Origin of the sequence: Paenarthrobacter sp. 22069 (assembly GCF_052046035.1) — a bacterium.
Classification (GTDB): domain Bacteria; phylum Actinomycetota; class Actinomycetes; order Actinomycetales; family Micrococcaceae; genus Arthrobacter.
Genome location: NZ_JBQEQF010000020.1, coordinates 43,387 through 56,393, shown reverse-complemented (window position 1 = coordinate 56,393; position 13,007 = coordinate 43,387). Strand labels below are relative to the sequence as shown.

10 protein-coding genes and 1 tRNA gene are annotated in these 13,007 nt (G+C 67.0%); 5 read left to right on the top strand and 6 right to left on the bottom strand.

The genetic code is table 11. The annotated features are described in order from the left end of the window. Window positions 1–195 precede the first annotated feature (195 nt). The 3 genes from ACTJK0_RS16315 (at window position 196) to ACTJK0_RS16305 (ending at window position 3,180) form a co-directional block, all read left to right on the top strand. Window positions 196–1,173 (top strand): hypothetical protein, encoded by a 978-nt coding sequence (locus tag ACTJK0_RS16315; protein ID WP_440745890.1) that lies wholly within the window; start codon window positions 196–198, stop codon window positions 1,171–1,173. Window positions 1,174–1,731: 558 nt separating this feature from the next. Continuing rightward, window positions 1,732–2,598 (top strand): winged helix family transcriptional regulator, encoded by an 867-nt coding sequence (locus tag ACTJK0_RS16310; RefSeq protein WP_110545002.1) that lies wholly within the window; start codon window positions 1,732–1,734, stop codon window positions 2,596–2,598. 54 nt (window positions 2,599–2,652) lie between these two features. Then, window positions 2,653–3,180, top strand: a complete 528-nt coding sequence (locus tag ACTJK0_RS16305; protein ID WP_110545004.1) for a SixA phosphatase family protein — start codon at window positions 2,653–2,655, stop codon at window positions 3,178–3,180. Here ACTJK0_RS16305 and ACTJK0_RS16300 read toward each other — a convergent pair. Further along, window positions 3,149–4,072: a LysR family transcriptional regulator gene (locus ACTJK0_RS16300; RefSeq protein WP_440745889.1), complete on the bottom strand. Its 924-nt coding sequence runs from the start codon at window positions 4,070–4,072 to the stop codon at window positions 3,149–3,151. The genes ACTJK0_RS16305 and ACTJK0_RS16300 overlap by 32 nt on opposite strands. Before the next feature lie 73 nt (window positions 4,073–4,145). Here ACTJK0_RS16300 and ACTJK0_RS16295 point away from each other — a divergent pair, with 73 nt between their 5' ends. Next, the gene (locus tag ACTJK0_RS16295) at window positions 4,146–5,147 is read left to right on the top strand and encodes an EamA family transporter (RefSeq protein ID WP_440745888.1); all 1,002 of its coding nucleotides are present in this window, start codon (window positions 4,146–4,148) and stop codon (window positions 5,145–5,147) included. Window positions 5,148–5,736: 589 nt separating this feature from the next. On the opposite strand, the gene ACTJK0_RS16290 is transcribed toward ACTJK0_RS16295, so the two are convergent. The 5 genes from ACTJK0_RS16290 to ACTJK0_RS16270 form a co-directional block, all read right to left on the bottom strand. Then, window positions 5,737–6,384: a TetR/AcrR family transcriptional regulator gene (locus tag ACTJK0_RS16290; RefSeq protein ID WP_110545010.1), complete on the bottom strand. Its 648-nt coding sequence runs from the start codon at window positions 6,382–6,384 to the stop codon at window positions 5,737–5,739. Continuing rightward, the gene (locus ACTJK0_RS16285; RefSeq protein ID WP_440745887.1) at window positions 6,381–8,417 is read right to left on the bottom strand and encodes a YhgE/Pip family protein; all 2,037 of its coding nucleotides are present in this window, start codon (window positions 8,415–8,417) and stop codon (window positions 6,381–6,383) included. Before ACTJK0_RS16285 ends, ACTJK0_RS16290 begins: the two co-directional genes overlap by 4 nt. After that, window positions 8,414–9,211 carry an ABC transporter ATP-binding protein gene (locus ACTJK0_RS16280; protein ID WP_110545014.1) on the bottom strand — a complete coding sequence of 266 codons (798 nt, stop codon included), beginning with the start codon at window positions 9,209–9,211 and terminating at the stop codon, window positions 8,414–8,416. The genes ACTJK0_RS16285 and ACTJK0_RS16280 overlap by 4 nt, the downstream gene beginning before the upstream one ends. Window positions 9,212–9,277: 66 nt before the next feature. Further along, window positions 9,278–10,732, bottom strand: a complete 1,455-nt coding sequence (locus ACTJK0_RS16275) for a dihydrolipoyl dehydrogenase family protein (RefSeq protein WP_440745886.1) — start codon at window positions 10,730–10,732, stop codon at window positions 9,278–9,280. A gap of 75 nt (window positions 10,733–10,807) precedes the next feature. Then, window positions 10,808–10,884, bottom strand: a tRNA-Arg gene (locus ACTJK0_RS16270). Between the two features lie 276 nt (window positions 10,885–11,160). Here ACTJK0_RS16270 and ACTJK0_RS16265 point away from each other — a divergent pair. Continuing rightward, a complete protein-coding gene (locus tag ACTJK0_RS16265) occupies window positions 11,161–12,993 on the top strand; it encodes a phosphoenolpyruvate carboxykinase (GTP) (protein ID WP_440745885.1) in 1,833 nt (610 codons plus the stop codon). The last annotated feature ends 14 nt before the right edge of the window (window positions 12,994–13,007 follow it).

Sequence of the window (13,007 nt, the reverse complement as noted above, 5' to 3'; positions counted from 1 at the left end):
GGTGCTTTGCCGTTGCTGTGTTCCAGCTGTGAGCTCCAGCCTAGCCACCTGTGGCTTGGGTGGGGTGGCGCCTTCCCGCGCGGCCCGGCCATGTCACAGGCAGGCTTGGCTCGCAGCACAGCCCCCGCACAGCTAAGCGGCAGAGCCTGTTGGGACAACAGCATCACCAACAGCTACGACCTCCTGGAGGAAGCCATGGATCAGCAAGACAATGCCTACCCGGGTGCAACTGGCGGAAACGGCCAGAGCCGCCCCGCCGATGACGGCCGGGAGCAGAAGGACAAGCCCGCACCTGTCTGGGGTGGCGTCCCGGCCGGCCACGCCAGCCGGGCCTACGAACCTGTCGGCCAGGACCGGTCCCCGGAGGAACGGCCCGCCCACGGGTGGGGCGCACCCGCCCCCGGTGCGCCGTCAACAGGGTGGGGCACGACGCCGGCGTCCGGCCACGCGGACAACGCCGCCAGCGGATGGGGCGCACCGCAGCACTACGCACCTGATGCTTCGCCCCGTTCGGGGAAGGGGAGCTGGACCGGTAAGAAAAGCCTGCTGGTAGGCGGTGTTGCGGTGGTGGTGGGCGCTGCGGCCGGTGCCGGAGCTTACGCAGCGAGCAATGGGACCACTGCTGCCTCGAGCGTGAATGGCCAAGGCACGGGGTCTGCCGGCCAGTTCGGGCCCGGTGGACAAAGCGGCATGACCGGGCAGGGCGGCATGATGGGGCCGGGCGGCCAAAGCGGCGTGGACGGCAGCGGCGTGGCCGGTGGCATGAATGGAGGGATGGGCATGGATGGGGGCCCGGGCGGACTGGGCATGGGAGCGGCGGGCCTGAACGCCGCTGTCCACTCCGAATACGTCGTCCTCCAGGGCTCCAGCTACGTCACCATGGCGGGGCAGGCCGGCACTGTGACCGAGATTTCGGGCACCTCCATGACAGTTAAGAGCGAGGACGGCTTTTCCCGGACGTATGCCGTGGGCTCCGACGTCAAGGTGGCCCAGGGCATGCGGCAGCGCGGCAGCGCGTCCACCGGCAGTACGCTCAGCTTTTCCAACGTGGCCACGGGGGCGAGCGTCCGGGTGACAGCCCTAAAGGACGGCGACACCTACACGGCGGAGACAATCCTGCTCGCAGCGTCCAGCACCTCGACCGCTCCCAGCTCCGGAACCAGCAGCAACTGACGGCGGCATTAAACACCGGCGTACCGTCCTGCCTTCGGAGCCGCGCACCCGTTCGCGGACAAAAAACCGGACGAAGGCGGGACGCGGGCTGGACACGGTTACGGCGATTCCACGTCAAACGGTTGAATTTCGGACGCATTCGGTAAACCGGATGTTGTCCGAATTTTATTCTGGAAAAACGGGGAGATGGGGGTGTGGGCGGGATAAGCGTTCAAATTCTTCCCCCCTTCCAAAATCGTGATGTACGGCACAATTCTCCGATTCGTCTCACAATGCGGACGATTCGGTCCATTGTTACTTGCAAGTTGGCATTGTTACGCTGCACACTTCAAATGTGAACAAGAACTCAACAGCACCTGCAGCCGCAGAATATTGGCCCAGCACATCCGCTGCTGCCGACATGCGCTGTTGTCGAATGCACGCCTGACCTTCCCACCCATCGAAGTTCTTAGGCATTCGCCCCCCAGCCCAGCGTCGGGCGCCCCTCCCCGGTCCGCGTGACGGGGTAGTCAGCATTCGAGCCGCGAAGACGGCCATTTCACATTGAGGTAAGCATTCATGTCAGTTGCATCCGGATACGTCCACATCTCTGTCCGTAACGCCGCCAAGGCAGGCCAGCCCTCCGGCATCCGTCCCGGCTTCGGCCCGCGCCCGGCCATTGCTCCCTCCGCGTCCGGAAGCAGCTTCCCCGCCCAGGGCTTCGCCCCGCAGGGATACAACCCGAACTCCTACGGCCAGCTCCGCGCCGTGCACCCCGCCGAGTCCGCTCCTGTTACTGCCCCTACCCCTGTGGTTGCCGGGCCAAACGCTGTCCGCCCGGTAGCCAATGACAACGTGGCCCGCGGATTCGTCCTCTACATGGGCATCGACGAAGAGACGGCCGCAGCGGCGGGTACCTCCATTGCCAAACTGGCCCAGGAGATCCGCGCCTACGCACAGTCGCTGGTCTCCGGCGCCGAGAGCTACGCCGCCGTAGCGGTGGCCCCGGCCGGCACCCCCGGTTCCGCGCTCGACGTCGTCCGTTCCACCTTTGGCGACCCCACGGTCAACAACCGCCAGCGCGCCGAGACTCCGCGTCCTGCCCAGCCGCAGGAACCCCGGCCCTCCGGTGTGCTGATCGACCTTGCCCGCCGCGAAGTCCACCTTGACGGCGAGTCCCTGAATCTCACGTTCAAGGAGTTTGAGCTCCTCAACTACCTCGTCGAAAACGGCACCCGCACCGTGGGCCGCGACGAGCTCCTCGAAGGCCTCTGGCGCAACGCCGAAGAAGTGCCCAACGAGCGCACCATCGACGTCCATATCCGCCGCCTCCGCTCCAAGCTGGGCCGCCTTGCCAACACCGTCCGCACGGTCCGTGGCCAGGGCTACCGGTTCTACGAGCACCCCGAGGTTGTTGTCTGGGCTGCTCCGGAATACTCGATCTAACTCCTGGCTCCCTCTGGCCGCCTCCGCGCCTGGGGGATTGGCTAGGCTTGGGTCATGAGTGAGCACCACCTTCGCCGCCTCGTGATCATGCGCCATGCCAAGGCCGACTGGCCCGGCGGAGTGGCCGACCACGAGCGGCCGCTGGAGGAGCGCGGGCACCGGGAAGCGCCGCTGGCCGGGCGCTGGCTGCTCAAGCACAACATCGTCCCGGACTTCATCCTGTGCTCCAGTGCCCTGCGGACCCGCCAGACGTGTACCTGGGTCTGCTCCGAGCTCGGCGACAAGGCCCCCACGCCGAAGCTCGAGGACGGCCTGTATGCCGCATCGGCGCTCCGGATGCTCACCGTGGTCAACCATGTGCCGGACACGGTGACCACCCTGATGCTGATCGCGCACCTGCCCGGCGTCCAGGACCTGGCCATGCACCTGGCCTCACGCGATTCGGACCATGACGCCTACATGGACGCCGCCACCCGGTTTCCCACCAACGCGCTGACCGTGCTTGAAACGGAAAAGCCGTGGGCTGAACTCGATGGGCAGGACGCCCGGATCACGCGCTTCGCGGTTCCCCGCTCACACTGACGGCAATCCCGCGCAACAGTGCCGCCACGTGCCTGATCCCCGGGCTGGCGGTCATGGTCCTCCGGTGGACCAGCCCCACCTGCCTCGCCTGGACGGGGTTGACCACCGGCACGGCCACCACGTCCGGAGGCAGTGCCGGGCGGCCGAGGCGGGGGACCAGCGCAACGCCCACCCCCTGCTCCACCAGGGCGATGTGCGTAGCAAAGTCGGGGTCGTACACCCTGATGTCCGGCACCCGCCCCAAATCAGCGAAGATCCGCAGGAGGGCTTCATTGCAGATCGCACCGTCCGGTGTGCTGATCCAGCGCTCATCTACAAGCTGGGTGGGCTCGATGTCCGCGAGCGAGGCCAGCGGATGCTGCCGGTGGACCAGGACGTCCGCCACGTCTTCGCACAGCCATTCCAGCATCAGGTGCTCCGGGATCACCAGGGGCACCGAATTCCAGTTATGCACCAGCCCAAGGTCGGCTTCGCCGTTGGCCACCCGGGCCACGGCCTCCCGCGGATCCTCTGCCAGGACAGAAATCTCCAGCGCGGCCTCCGACTGCCCGATCCGCGCCAGCAACGGACCCACCAGCCCCCGGCAGGCCGTGGAAAAGGAGACCAGGCGCAGGCTGCCGCTGGGCTTGGCCGGGTCCGCGAGCAGGGTGGACTCCAGTTCCTCCAGCTCGGCCAGGATGCGCCGGCCGTAAGCGGCCAGCGCCAGTCCGCGCTCGGTCAGCAGGACCCCGCGGCCGCGGCGCTCCAGGACCGCGAATCCGGCTTCCTTCTCCAGCTTCTTCACCTGCTGCGACACAGCAGAGGGGCTGAACCCCATCACATCCGCGGCGGCAATCACCGTCCCGTGCTGCTCGATGGCTGCAAGGGCCCGCAATGATCCGATGTCAATCATGAAGCAAAAGTACATGATTCAAGGTTCAAATAAGCGCTGGTGCTTCAACCCTATTTTCTGCCAGAGTGAGGGCGTGAACCTGCGCGATTCCCTCCTTGCCGTTCTGGTGGCCCTGCTGTGGGGCCTGAACTTCGTGGCCATCGACATCGGACTCCACGCCGGTGGCCGGGACTTTCCCCCGCTGTTGTTCGTGGCGATCCGCTTCGTCCTGGTGGTTGTCCCCTGGATCTTCTTTGTCAGGAAGCCGGACGTATCGTGGAAGGCCATCGTCGGCGTCGGACTTTTCATGAGCGCCGGCCAGTTCGGGCTCCTCTACCTGGCCATGGCGCTCGGCATGCCGGCGGGCCTCGCCTCGCTGGTCCTGCAGGCGCAGGTCCTCCTGACCGTCCTGCTGGCCGCCGGTTTCCTCGGCGAGCGGCCCAGCCGGCGCCAACTCGCCGGAGTGGTGCTGGGCGTGGCAGGACTGGCCGTCGTGGCCGTGGGTCGCAGTGCCGTGGCCCCACTGCTGCCGCTGCTCATCGTCCTGGCGGCGGCACTGTCCTGGGCGGCCGGAAACGTCATTGCCCGCAAGGCGAGGGCTGCCTCCGGTCTGGGCCTGGTGGTGTGGTCCGGCGCTGTGGTCCCGGTCCCGCTGGCCGCGTTGTCGCTGCTGGTTGACGGGCCGGCTACGGTATGGAACTCCGTGGCCGACCTTCAGGCACCCACCATTCTCAGCGCCCTGTACACGGCTGTCTTCGCCTCACTGGTGGGCTACGGAATCTGGAACCGGCTCCTGGCCAGCCACCCGTCGTCGGCCGTTGTTCCGTTCACCCTGCTGGTCCCGGTGGTGGGCATGAGCGCCGCGTGGCTGGTCCTCGCGGAGGTGCCCTCGCCCACGGAGCTGGCAGGCGGGCTGCTCCTCCTGGCCGGAGTGGCGACGGCGGTGCTTACCGGAGCGGGCAGCGGGGGTCAGCGGCGGGGCTGGCCGCGGGCGGGCCGGGCTGCCGGCTTGGGCGGCGGTGGAGCGGATGACGCCGGACGCCTGGCTGCCGCTGCGGAGTCCCGGGCAGGGGCGCGGGGCACGGAGGTCCGCTGAGCTGCGGGGGCCGGGGTGCTCCCGCGCGGGGCGGCCGTCCGCTGGGCAGCCTGGGGACGCGGCTGCTGTGCCGTGGTCCTTCCCTGCCCTGCCGGCCTGGCCTGGCCTGCCGGCCTTCCCTGTCCGGTTGCCCGCGCTGCGGGTCTGGCTCCGCGCAGTGCTGATGATGGCCTCCGGGCGGCCGTGATGCGTTTCCTCCCCGGCCACAGGGCTCCGAGGAACAGGATCCCGAACGTTGCCGCGAGCGCGCAGGCGGCGCCAATGAAGTAGTTGTCCGGGTCATCGGTGGGAAGCGGGGTGCCCAGGAAGGACGACTGCCCGTTGAAGGCCAGCTCCCACGTGCTGAGGAAGGCCAGCGAAAAGCCGAGGGCAAGGGCTGTGCCCGCCACAGCCGCCAGGAGGGCGAACCGCCGCCGCCGCACCAGGATTTCGGCCACTGCGGCGAGGTAGGCCAGTGCAAGGACGCCCAGGAATGCCAGGAAAACCGGCTCGGCAAGGGTCATCGCCGTGAGCACCAGCAGCCCCGCAGCAACGACACCGCAGATGACCGCGAATTTTCCGCTCTTCCCCGTATGGCGCATGTCCACCATCATCCCCGAGGAGCAGCATCCTTCAGCACGTAGCCGCGCATGATCGCCATGATTGCGGCAACACTTTGGTCACGGGTGCGCTCGGGGTTGTACGTCTGGCGATCAAGGCCCACCACGAAGCAGGCGCCGAAGATGGCCGTTTCCAGGCTGCCCCGGGACACGGAGTCATCCACCGGGTACGCCGTGGCCACGCGGTCCACTGCCTGCCCGATCACTTCGAGCAGTTCCGCGCGCAGGACCGAAAAGGTGCCCTGCCACTCACTGGGGATCCGCCAGTTCTCGCTGACCCACAGGCGGGCAAAGGAGGGGTATTCGGCCATGAAGTCCATGGCCTGCCCGATCATTGCCTCCATGGCCAGCAAGGGGTCGTGTCCGGGGCCACCGCCGTCGGCCGCAGCAAGCAGCCGCGCCTTCAGGATGTCCACGCCGTGCCGGAGGAGCTGTGCGATCAGCTCGGATTTGCTGCCGAAGTTGTAGTAGACGGTGCCCTTGGAAACCCCGGCCGCCGCCGCGATTTCGTCCACCGTGACGCTGGCTGCACCGCGCTCGCCGATCAGCTCCATGGAGGCGTCGAAGAGTTTCTGCCGCGTGGCGTTGGTCCTGGACGGCCGGAGTGCTTTGGCCGCGGCTGCAGGTTCGGTGGTCATACCGCGATCTCCGGTTTCAGGGTTTTAAGGGTCCAGTACTTGTTTTTGCGGACCGCCAGGGTCGACATCGCTGCGCCCAGCAGGGTGTAGCCCAGCAGGCCGGCCAGGGTGGGGACGATCATGGACAGGTCCCCGCCGTAGATCAGGTGCCGCATGCCGGTGACCACGTAGCCCATGGGCAGGACCTGGTGGACCACATGCAGCGGCTGGGGCGTGGTCTGCCAGGGGAACGTTCCTCCGGACGACACCAGCTGCAGGACCAGCAGGATCAGTACCACCAGCTTGCCGGGCGAGCCGAGCAAGGCCACTACGCCCTGGATGAGGGCACTGAACGCCATGGCGGCGGCCAGCATGAACAGCCACATCAGGAACGGGTGGTCAGGGTTCAGGCCCAGGGCGACGTCCACCACCAGGGTCAGCAGGGACGCCTGCACCACCGAGACCAACAGGAAGGGAAGCCAGCCGCCCAGCGCGATCTTCCACGACGGCGCGTTGGAGGCCAGGGCCCGCTGGGTGATGGGACGCATGGCCTGGACCAGCATGAAGATCCCGATCCACATGGCAAGCGTGAGGAAGAACGGTGCCAGCCCGGCCCCATAGGACCCGGCCTTGGCCTGGGACACGTTGCTGACGGCGACGGGATCGGCCATGACCTGGGACAGGTTGCTCTTCTGGGCGTCGTCCGGGTTGGGAACCTGCCCGGCGCCCTTGCCGATCTCGTCGGCCAGCGTTCGTGAACCGGCAGCGGCCTGCCCGGCGCCGTCCGCGACCTGCGCGGCCCCGGCATCCACCTTCCGTGCGCCGTCCGCAAGGCTGGAGGAGCCGTCGACGGCGGACTGCTCGCCGGCTGCCAGGGCGGCAGCCCCCGTGTGGAGCTGGTCCGCCCCTGCCGACGCCTGCCCGATGGCGTCCTTCAGTGCAGGCATCCCGGCGGCGAGCTGGGCGGCGCCGACACTGACCGCTTCGGAGCCGTCGGCCAGCTGCTGGACCTGGGCGGCGTCGGTCTGGATTTTGGTCTTTGCAGCCGTCACGGGGCTGGAGGCCGCGGCGGCGTCGAAGCTAGCCAGGACCTTGTCAGCCTGCTCCTGTGTCAGGACGCCCGCGCTGACAAGCCTGGTGTTGGATTCCACCACCCGGTTGCGCAGACCCTGGTCGGCGGCCTCCAGTTGGGCAGAGACGTCCTGGACCTTGGCGTTCAGCTGCGCATTGCCGGCAGCCACCTGCGCGGCGCCGTTGGCAAGCGTCTGGGCGTCTGTGGGGAGGGTAGCCGTCCTGTCCTTCAGGGTGGACAGGCCGCTGCTTAGCTGCCCGGCGCCGTCAGTCAGCTGGTTGGCCCCGTCCCGCAGTTTCAGCTGGCCGGCGTACAACTGGTCCGCACCGCTGCTCAGGGCAGAGGTGCCTTCGTGGAGGGTGACGCTGCCGTCGCGGAGAGTTGCCACGCCGTCGGCCAGCTGCGAGGCGCCGTCCGCGGCCTGGACCATCTTGGAGTGGATGGTGCCGAACCCCGTCAGCAACTGGTTGGCAGTTTCCTCTCCCACCTCCTTGGCCACGGTGGAGTGCACCGCCGTTGTCAGTTTGTCCACGATGGTGCTGAGAAGGTAGTTGTTGGCGTCGTTGGTGGTGACATTCAGCATGGCCTGGCTGGCGGAGTCGAAGCTGCCCGGGGAGACGAGGTTCGCGGAGAAGTCCCTGGGGATCTTCAAGGCAAAGGCGTACTGCCCGCTGCTGACCCCGGCGTCGGCTTCGGCGGAGCTGGCCACCGGGATCCAATGGAACACATTGCCTTCCACCAGGCTGTCCGCGACCTTGTGCCCCGCCTCCAGCCGGGCGCCGTCCGCAGCGGTTGCCCCGGAATCCTCCACCACCAGGGCGGCGTCGAGGTTGTTGAGGTGGCCATAAGGGTCCCAGTTCGCGTAGAGGTAGACGGCGCCGTAGAGCAGCGGGACCATGGTCAGCGCCAGGATGGTCAGCTTGGGCAGCAGGCCGCCGGTCATTCGCTTGAGTTCGGAGCGGGCCAGCCGCAGGACAGTCACTTGGCAACCTCAGTTTCGATCGTGGTTTCCTGGTTATCCGGGTTCAGCCCGCCGCCTGCCGCATGGCGGCCGGCCGTGTCGGCTGGAACGGGCATTTCGACGTCAGCCGCAGGCCCTGCCGACGGTCCCGGGACGGGCTCCGGTGCAGACTCCGGTGCAGACTCCGCCAAAGGTGCGGCGTTGCCGATGGTGGCCACCGGACCGTCCCACGAGGCGGGGACGGCACTGACTGCCGCTACGACGGCGAGCGGACGCCCGGCGTCGTACGCCAGCGCGCGGAGGCGCGGCAGCCAACTGGACGCGTCCGCACTGTGCCTGTCCGGCGAATCCACCACCAGCAGGTCCGTGCGGGGGTTCGCCAGGGCCAGCGCCGTGAGAAGTTCCAGCCGCCGCTGCGGCTCCAGCTGCTCCGTCCACAAGTCCGCGATGTCCTCGAAGCGGTTGACCTTCAGCCATGGGCCGCTGAGCAGCGCGCCGCGGAAACGGCGGGGGATCAGGGCAAGGTCCTCGGTCACCAGGTCGCGGACCGAGAGGTGCTCCTCGGGTTCGTTGACGCCGGGGGAGTCCACCAGGGCCGCTGCTTGGCGGAGCTGCTTGACGCGGGAACTGTTGTCCCAGGTGAGCTGTCCGCCCGTTGCCTTCATCCTGCCGCTGAGCAGCAGAGACAATGCGGTGCGCTGGTCCTGTCGGTCGCCGGTAACGAGCAGCAGTTCACCGCGGGCCAGGGTCAAGGAGGTGGGAGGGAGCAGCGGATCCCGGCGTCCTTTGGCATGGAGCTGGTGTGCTGAGAGCAAGGATTGCCTTTCGCAGAAATCGTCTGCTCCCAGCCTAACCGAACTGACTGGTCAGTTCAAATAGCGCTACAGGCCGTACTTCTCCAGCAGCCGCAGCCATACCTCGCTGACAGTGGGGTAGGAGGGGACGGCATGCCACAGCCGGTCCAGCGGCACCTCACCCACCACGGCGATGGTGGCGGCGTGCAGCAGTTCGGCCACATCCGGGCCGGCGAAGGTGGCGCCCAGCAGGACCTTGCGGTCCTCGTCGACCACCAACTGGGCCCAGCCCTCATAGTTCTCCGAGTGCAGGGAAGAGCCGGCAACCTGGATGGGCAGCTCGACCGAGGACGCGTTGTAGCCGTCCTTCCGGGCAACCTTCAGGGTGCGCCCCACGCTGGCCAGTTCCGGGTCAGTAAAGACGACGCTCGGCACGGCGTGCTGGTTGGCGGTCTGGGCGCAGCGGGTCCAATCGCCGGGTGTCCCCTTGAGTTCACCTTTGGCGCGGGCCGCGATGGCGTCACCGGTGGCCCGGGCCTCGTACTTGCCCTGGTGCGTGAAAAGGTTCTTGCCTGCAGCGTCCCCCACTGCGTAAAGCCATGGTTCGTCGTCGGGGGTGCCCTTCACCATCCCCGACGGATCCGTGGTCAGGGACAGGTGGCCTGAGTCGTCCGGCCCGAAGCCCACACTCTCCAGCCCGAGGCCTTCGAGTGCCGGGTGGCGGCCGGTGGAGACCAGGACTTTGTCGGAGGTGATGGCGGTTCCGTCACCCAGGGTCACAGTGATGCTGCCGTCGTCATTCTGGCCGATTCGTTCCGTGGCGGTGTTCAATCGCAGCTCAACGCCGTCCGCGCGCAGCCCCGCGGCAACCAGTGCGGACGCCTCGTCCGGAAAGTTGCCCAGCAATCCACTGCGCGCAACCAGCGTGACGCTCGAGCCCAGGCGCGCGAAGGCCTGGGCCAGTTCGGTCCCCGCCACTCCGCCGCCCAAAACCGTGAGGCGCTCCGGAACCTCGCGGGCGGACGTGGCTTCGCGGGTACCCCATACCGGCACGTCCTGCAGTCCCTCGATGGGGGGAGTGGTGGGGGCCGAACCGGTGGCCAGTACTACCGCATGCCGTGCCCGCAGCAGGTGCTGCGTCCCGTCCAGGCCTGCCACCTCCACGGCCTTTGGGCCGGTCAGCCAGCCGTGGCCGCGCACCAGTTCGATGCCGGTGTCCGCCACCCATGACACCTGGCTGTCGTCCTGCCAGTTGGACGTGAAGTAGTTCCGGCGCTCCAGGACGGCAGCGGCATCAAGGGTGCGGGCAACGGCTTCCTTGGCCCCCGGGGTGGTCTGGGCCGCGTGCAGCGCGGTGCCCGGACGAAGGAGGGCCTTCGATGGCATGCAGGCCCAGTAGGAGCATTCGCCACCGACAAGTTCCGCTTCAACGAGTACCGCCGTCAGCCCGTTCTGCACCACCCGGCCCGCCGCATTTTCCCCGACGGCGCCTGCGCCGATAACAACAACATCAAATTCGCGCTCAGCGGCCTCGGGCATCATGAGCAAAGCCTAACCGGGTTGACGGTCCGTACAGCACAAAAAAGGTCCGTACCGGATAACCGGTACGGACCTTGCTGGTGCGCCCAAAGGGATTCGAACCCCTGACCTTCTGTTCCGTAGACAGACGCTCTATCCAGCTGAGCTATGGGCGCATTCCGTGTCCCGGGAGAAGAACCGCTCTCCCCGAACCTCGAATTACTTTACGCGAGCTGCGGGCCGATGCCAAATCGAGAGCGCTGTAATCTCGGTAACTAGACCGGTATAGGTGACCTTCATCACTTAATCGACGTTTTTCCGGCAACAATTCCTTGAATTCTCGCGGAATTCAGTTTCCGTGACCGGATATGTCAGTCAAACTCCCCAAAAACTCCACTGGTCCGGACCATAGCATTTAGCTCACACCGATGAACCCGAGGAAGGGAACTGCAATGGGCGATCTGGCGCAGAAGCCGCTGCTTGAGAAAGCACCCACCACACATGCCGGTCTGCTGGCATGGGTCGAAGAGGTTGCTGAGCTTACGCAGCCGGACCGCATCTACTGGGTTGACGGGTCCGAAGAGGAAAACACCCGTCTCACCGACGAGCTTGTTGCTGCCGGCACCCTGACCCGGCTCAACCAGGACCTGTTCCCGAACTCCTTTGCCGCGTTCTCGGATCCCGCCGACGTTGCCCGCGTTGAGGAACAGACGTTCATCTGCTCCGAAAACAAGCGGGACGCCGGCTTCACCAATAACTGGATGGACCCGCGGGAGATGAAGGACAAGCTGCGCGGCCTGTTCGCCGGTTCCATGCGCGGCCGCACCATGTACGTCATCCCGTTCGTCATGGGACACCTCGACGCCGAGGACCCCAAGTTCGGCGTCGAAATCACGGACAGCGCCTATGTCGTTGCGTCCATGCGCATCATGGCCAACATCGGCACCGCAGTGCTGGACAAGATCACCGCGACCAACGCCTTCTTCGTTCCGGCCCTGCACTCCCTGGGTGCCCCCCTGGCGCCCGGCCAGGACGACGTGGCATGGCCCTGCAACCCGGACAAGTGGATTGTCCACTTCCCCGAGGAGCGTTCCATCTGGTCCTTCGGCTCCGGCTACGGCGGAAACGCCCTGCTCGGAAAGAAGTGCTACGCCCTGCGCATCGCCTCGGTCATGGCACGCGACGAAGGCTGGCTGGCCGAGCACATGCTCATCCTCAAGCTGACCTCCCCCGAGCGGAAGACCTACTACGTCTCCGCCGCCTTCCCCTCCGCCTGCGGCAAGACCAACCTCGCCCTGCTGGACCCCACCATCGAAGGCTGGGAAGTGGAGACGCTGGGCGATGACATCACGTGGATGCGGATCGGCAAGGAAGGCGAACTCCGCGCTACCAACCCGGAAGCGGGCCTCTTCGGTGTTGCCCCCGGCACCGGTTGGGGCACCAACCCCAACGCCATGCGCGCCATCGCCAAGGGCCACAGCATCTTCACCAACGTGGCCCTGACCGACGACGGGGGCGTCTGGTGGGAGGGCATGACGGACGAGGTTCCGGCGCACCTGACCGACTGGCAGGGCAACTCCTGGACCCCGGACTCGGACAAGCCTGCCGCGCACCCGAACTCCCGTTTCTGCACGCCGATCTCACAGATCGACATGCTGGCCGAGGAGTACTACAGCCCGGAGGGCGTGGAGCTTTCGGCCATCCTCTTCGGCGGACGCCGCAAGACCACTGTTCCGCTGGTCACCCAGGCCCGCAGCTGGACCAACGGCATCTTCATGGGCTCCACCCTTTCCTCCGAGACCACGGCTGCGGCCGCCGGCCAGGTTGGCGTGCTCCGCCGCGATCCCATGGCCATGCTGCCGTTCATCGGCTACAACGCCGGCGACTACCTCAAGCACTGGATCAGCGTCTCCGGCAAGGCCAACCCGGAACGCCTGCCCCACATCTTCCTGGTGAACTGGTTCCGCCGCACGGCTGACGGCGGGTTCGCGTGGCCCGGCTTCGGCGACAACGCCCGCGTCCTCAAGTGGGCCATCGAACGTATTGAGGGCAAGGCCGACGCCGTGGAGACCCCGATCGGATACGTTCCTGCCGGGCACTCGCTGGACCTCACCGGCCTGGACCTCACCCACGCCCACGTGGAGGACGCCGTCCGCGTCGACCGCGAGGAGTGGGACACGGAGCTCGCCTCCATCGAGGAGTGGTACGCAAAGTTCGGCGACTCGCTGCCCGAGGCCCTGAGCTCCGAGCTCGCTTCCCTCAAGGAACGGATGTCCGCGCACTAGCAGTCGCTGGACCT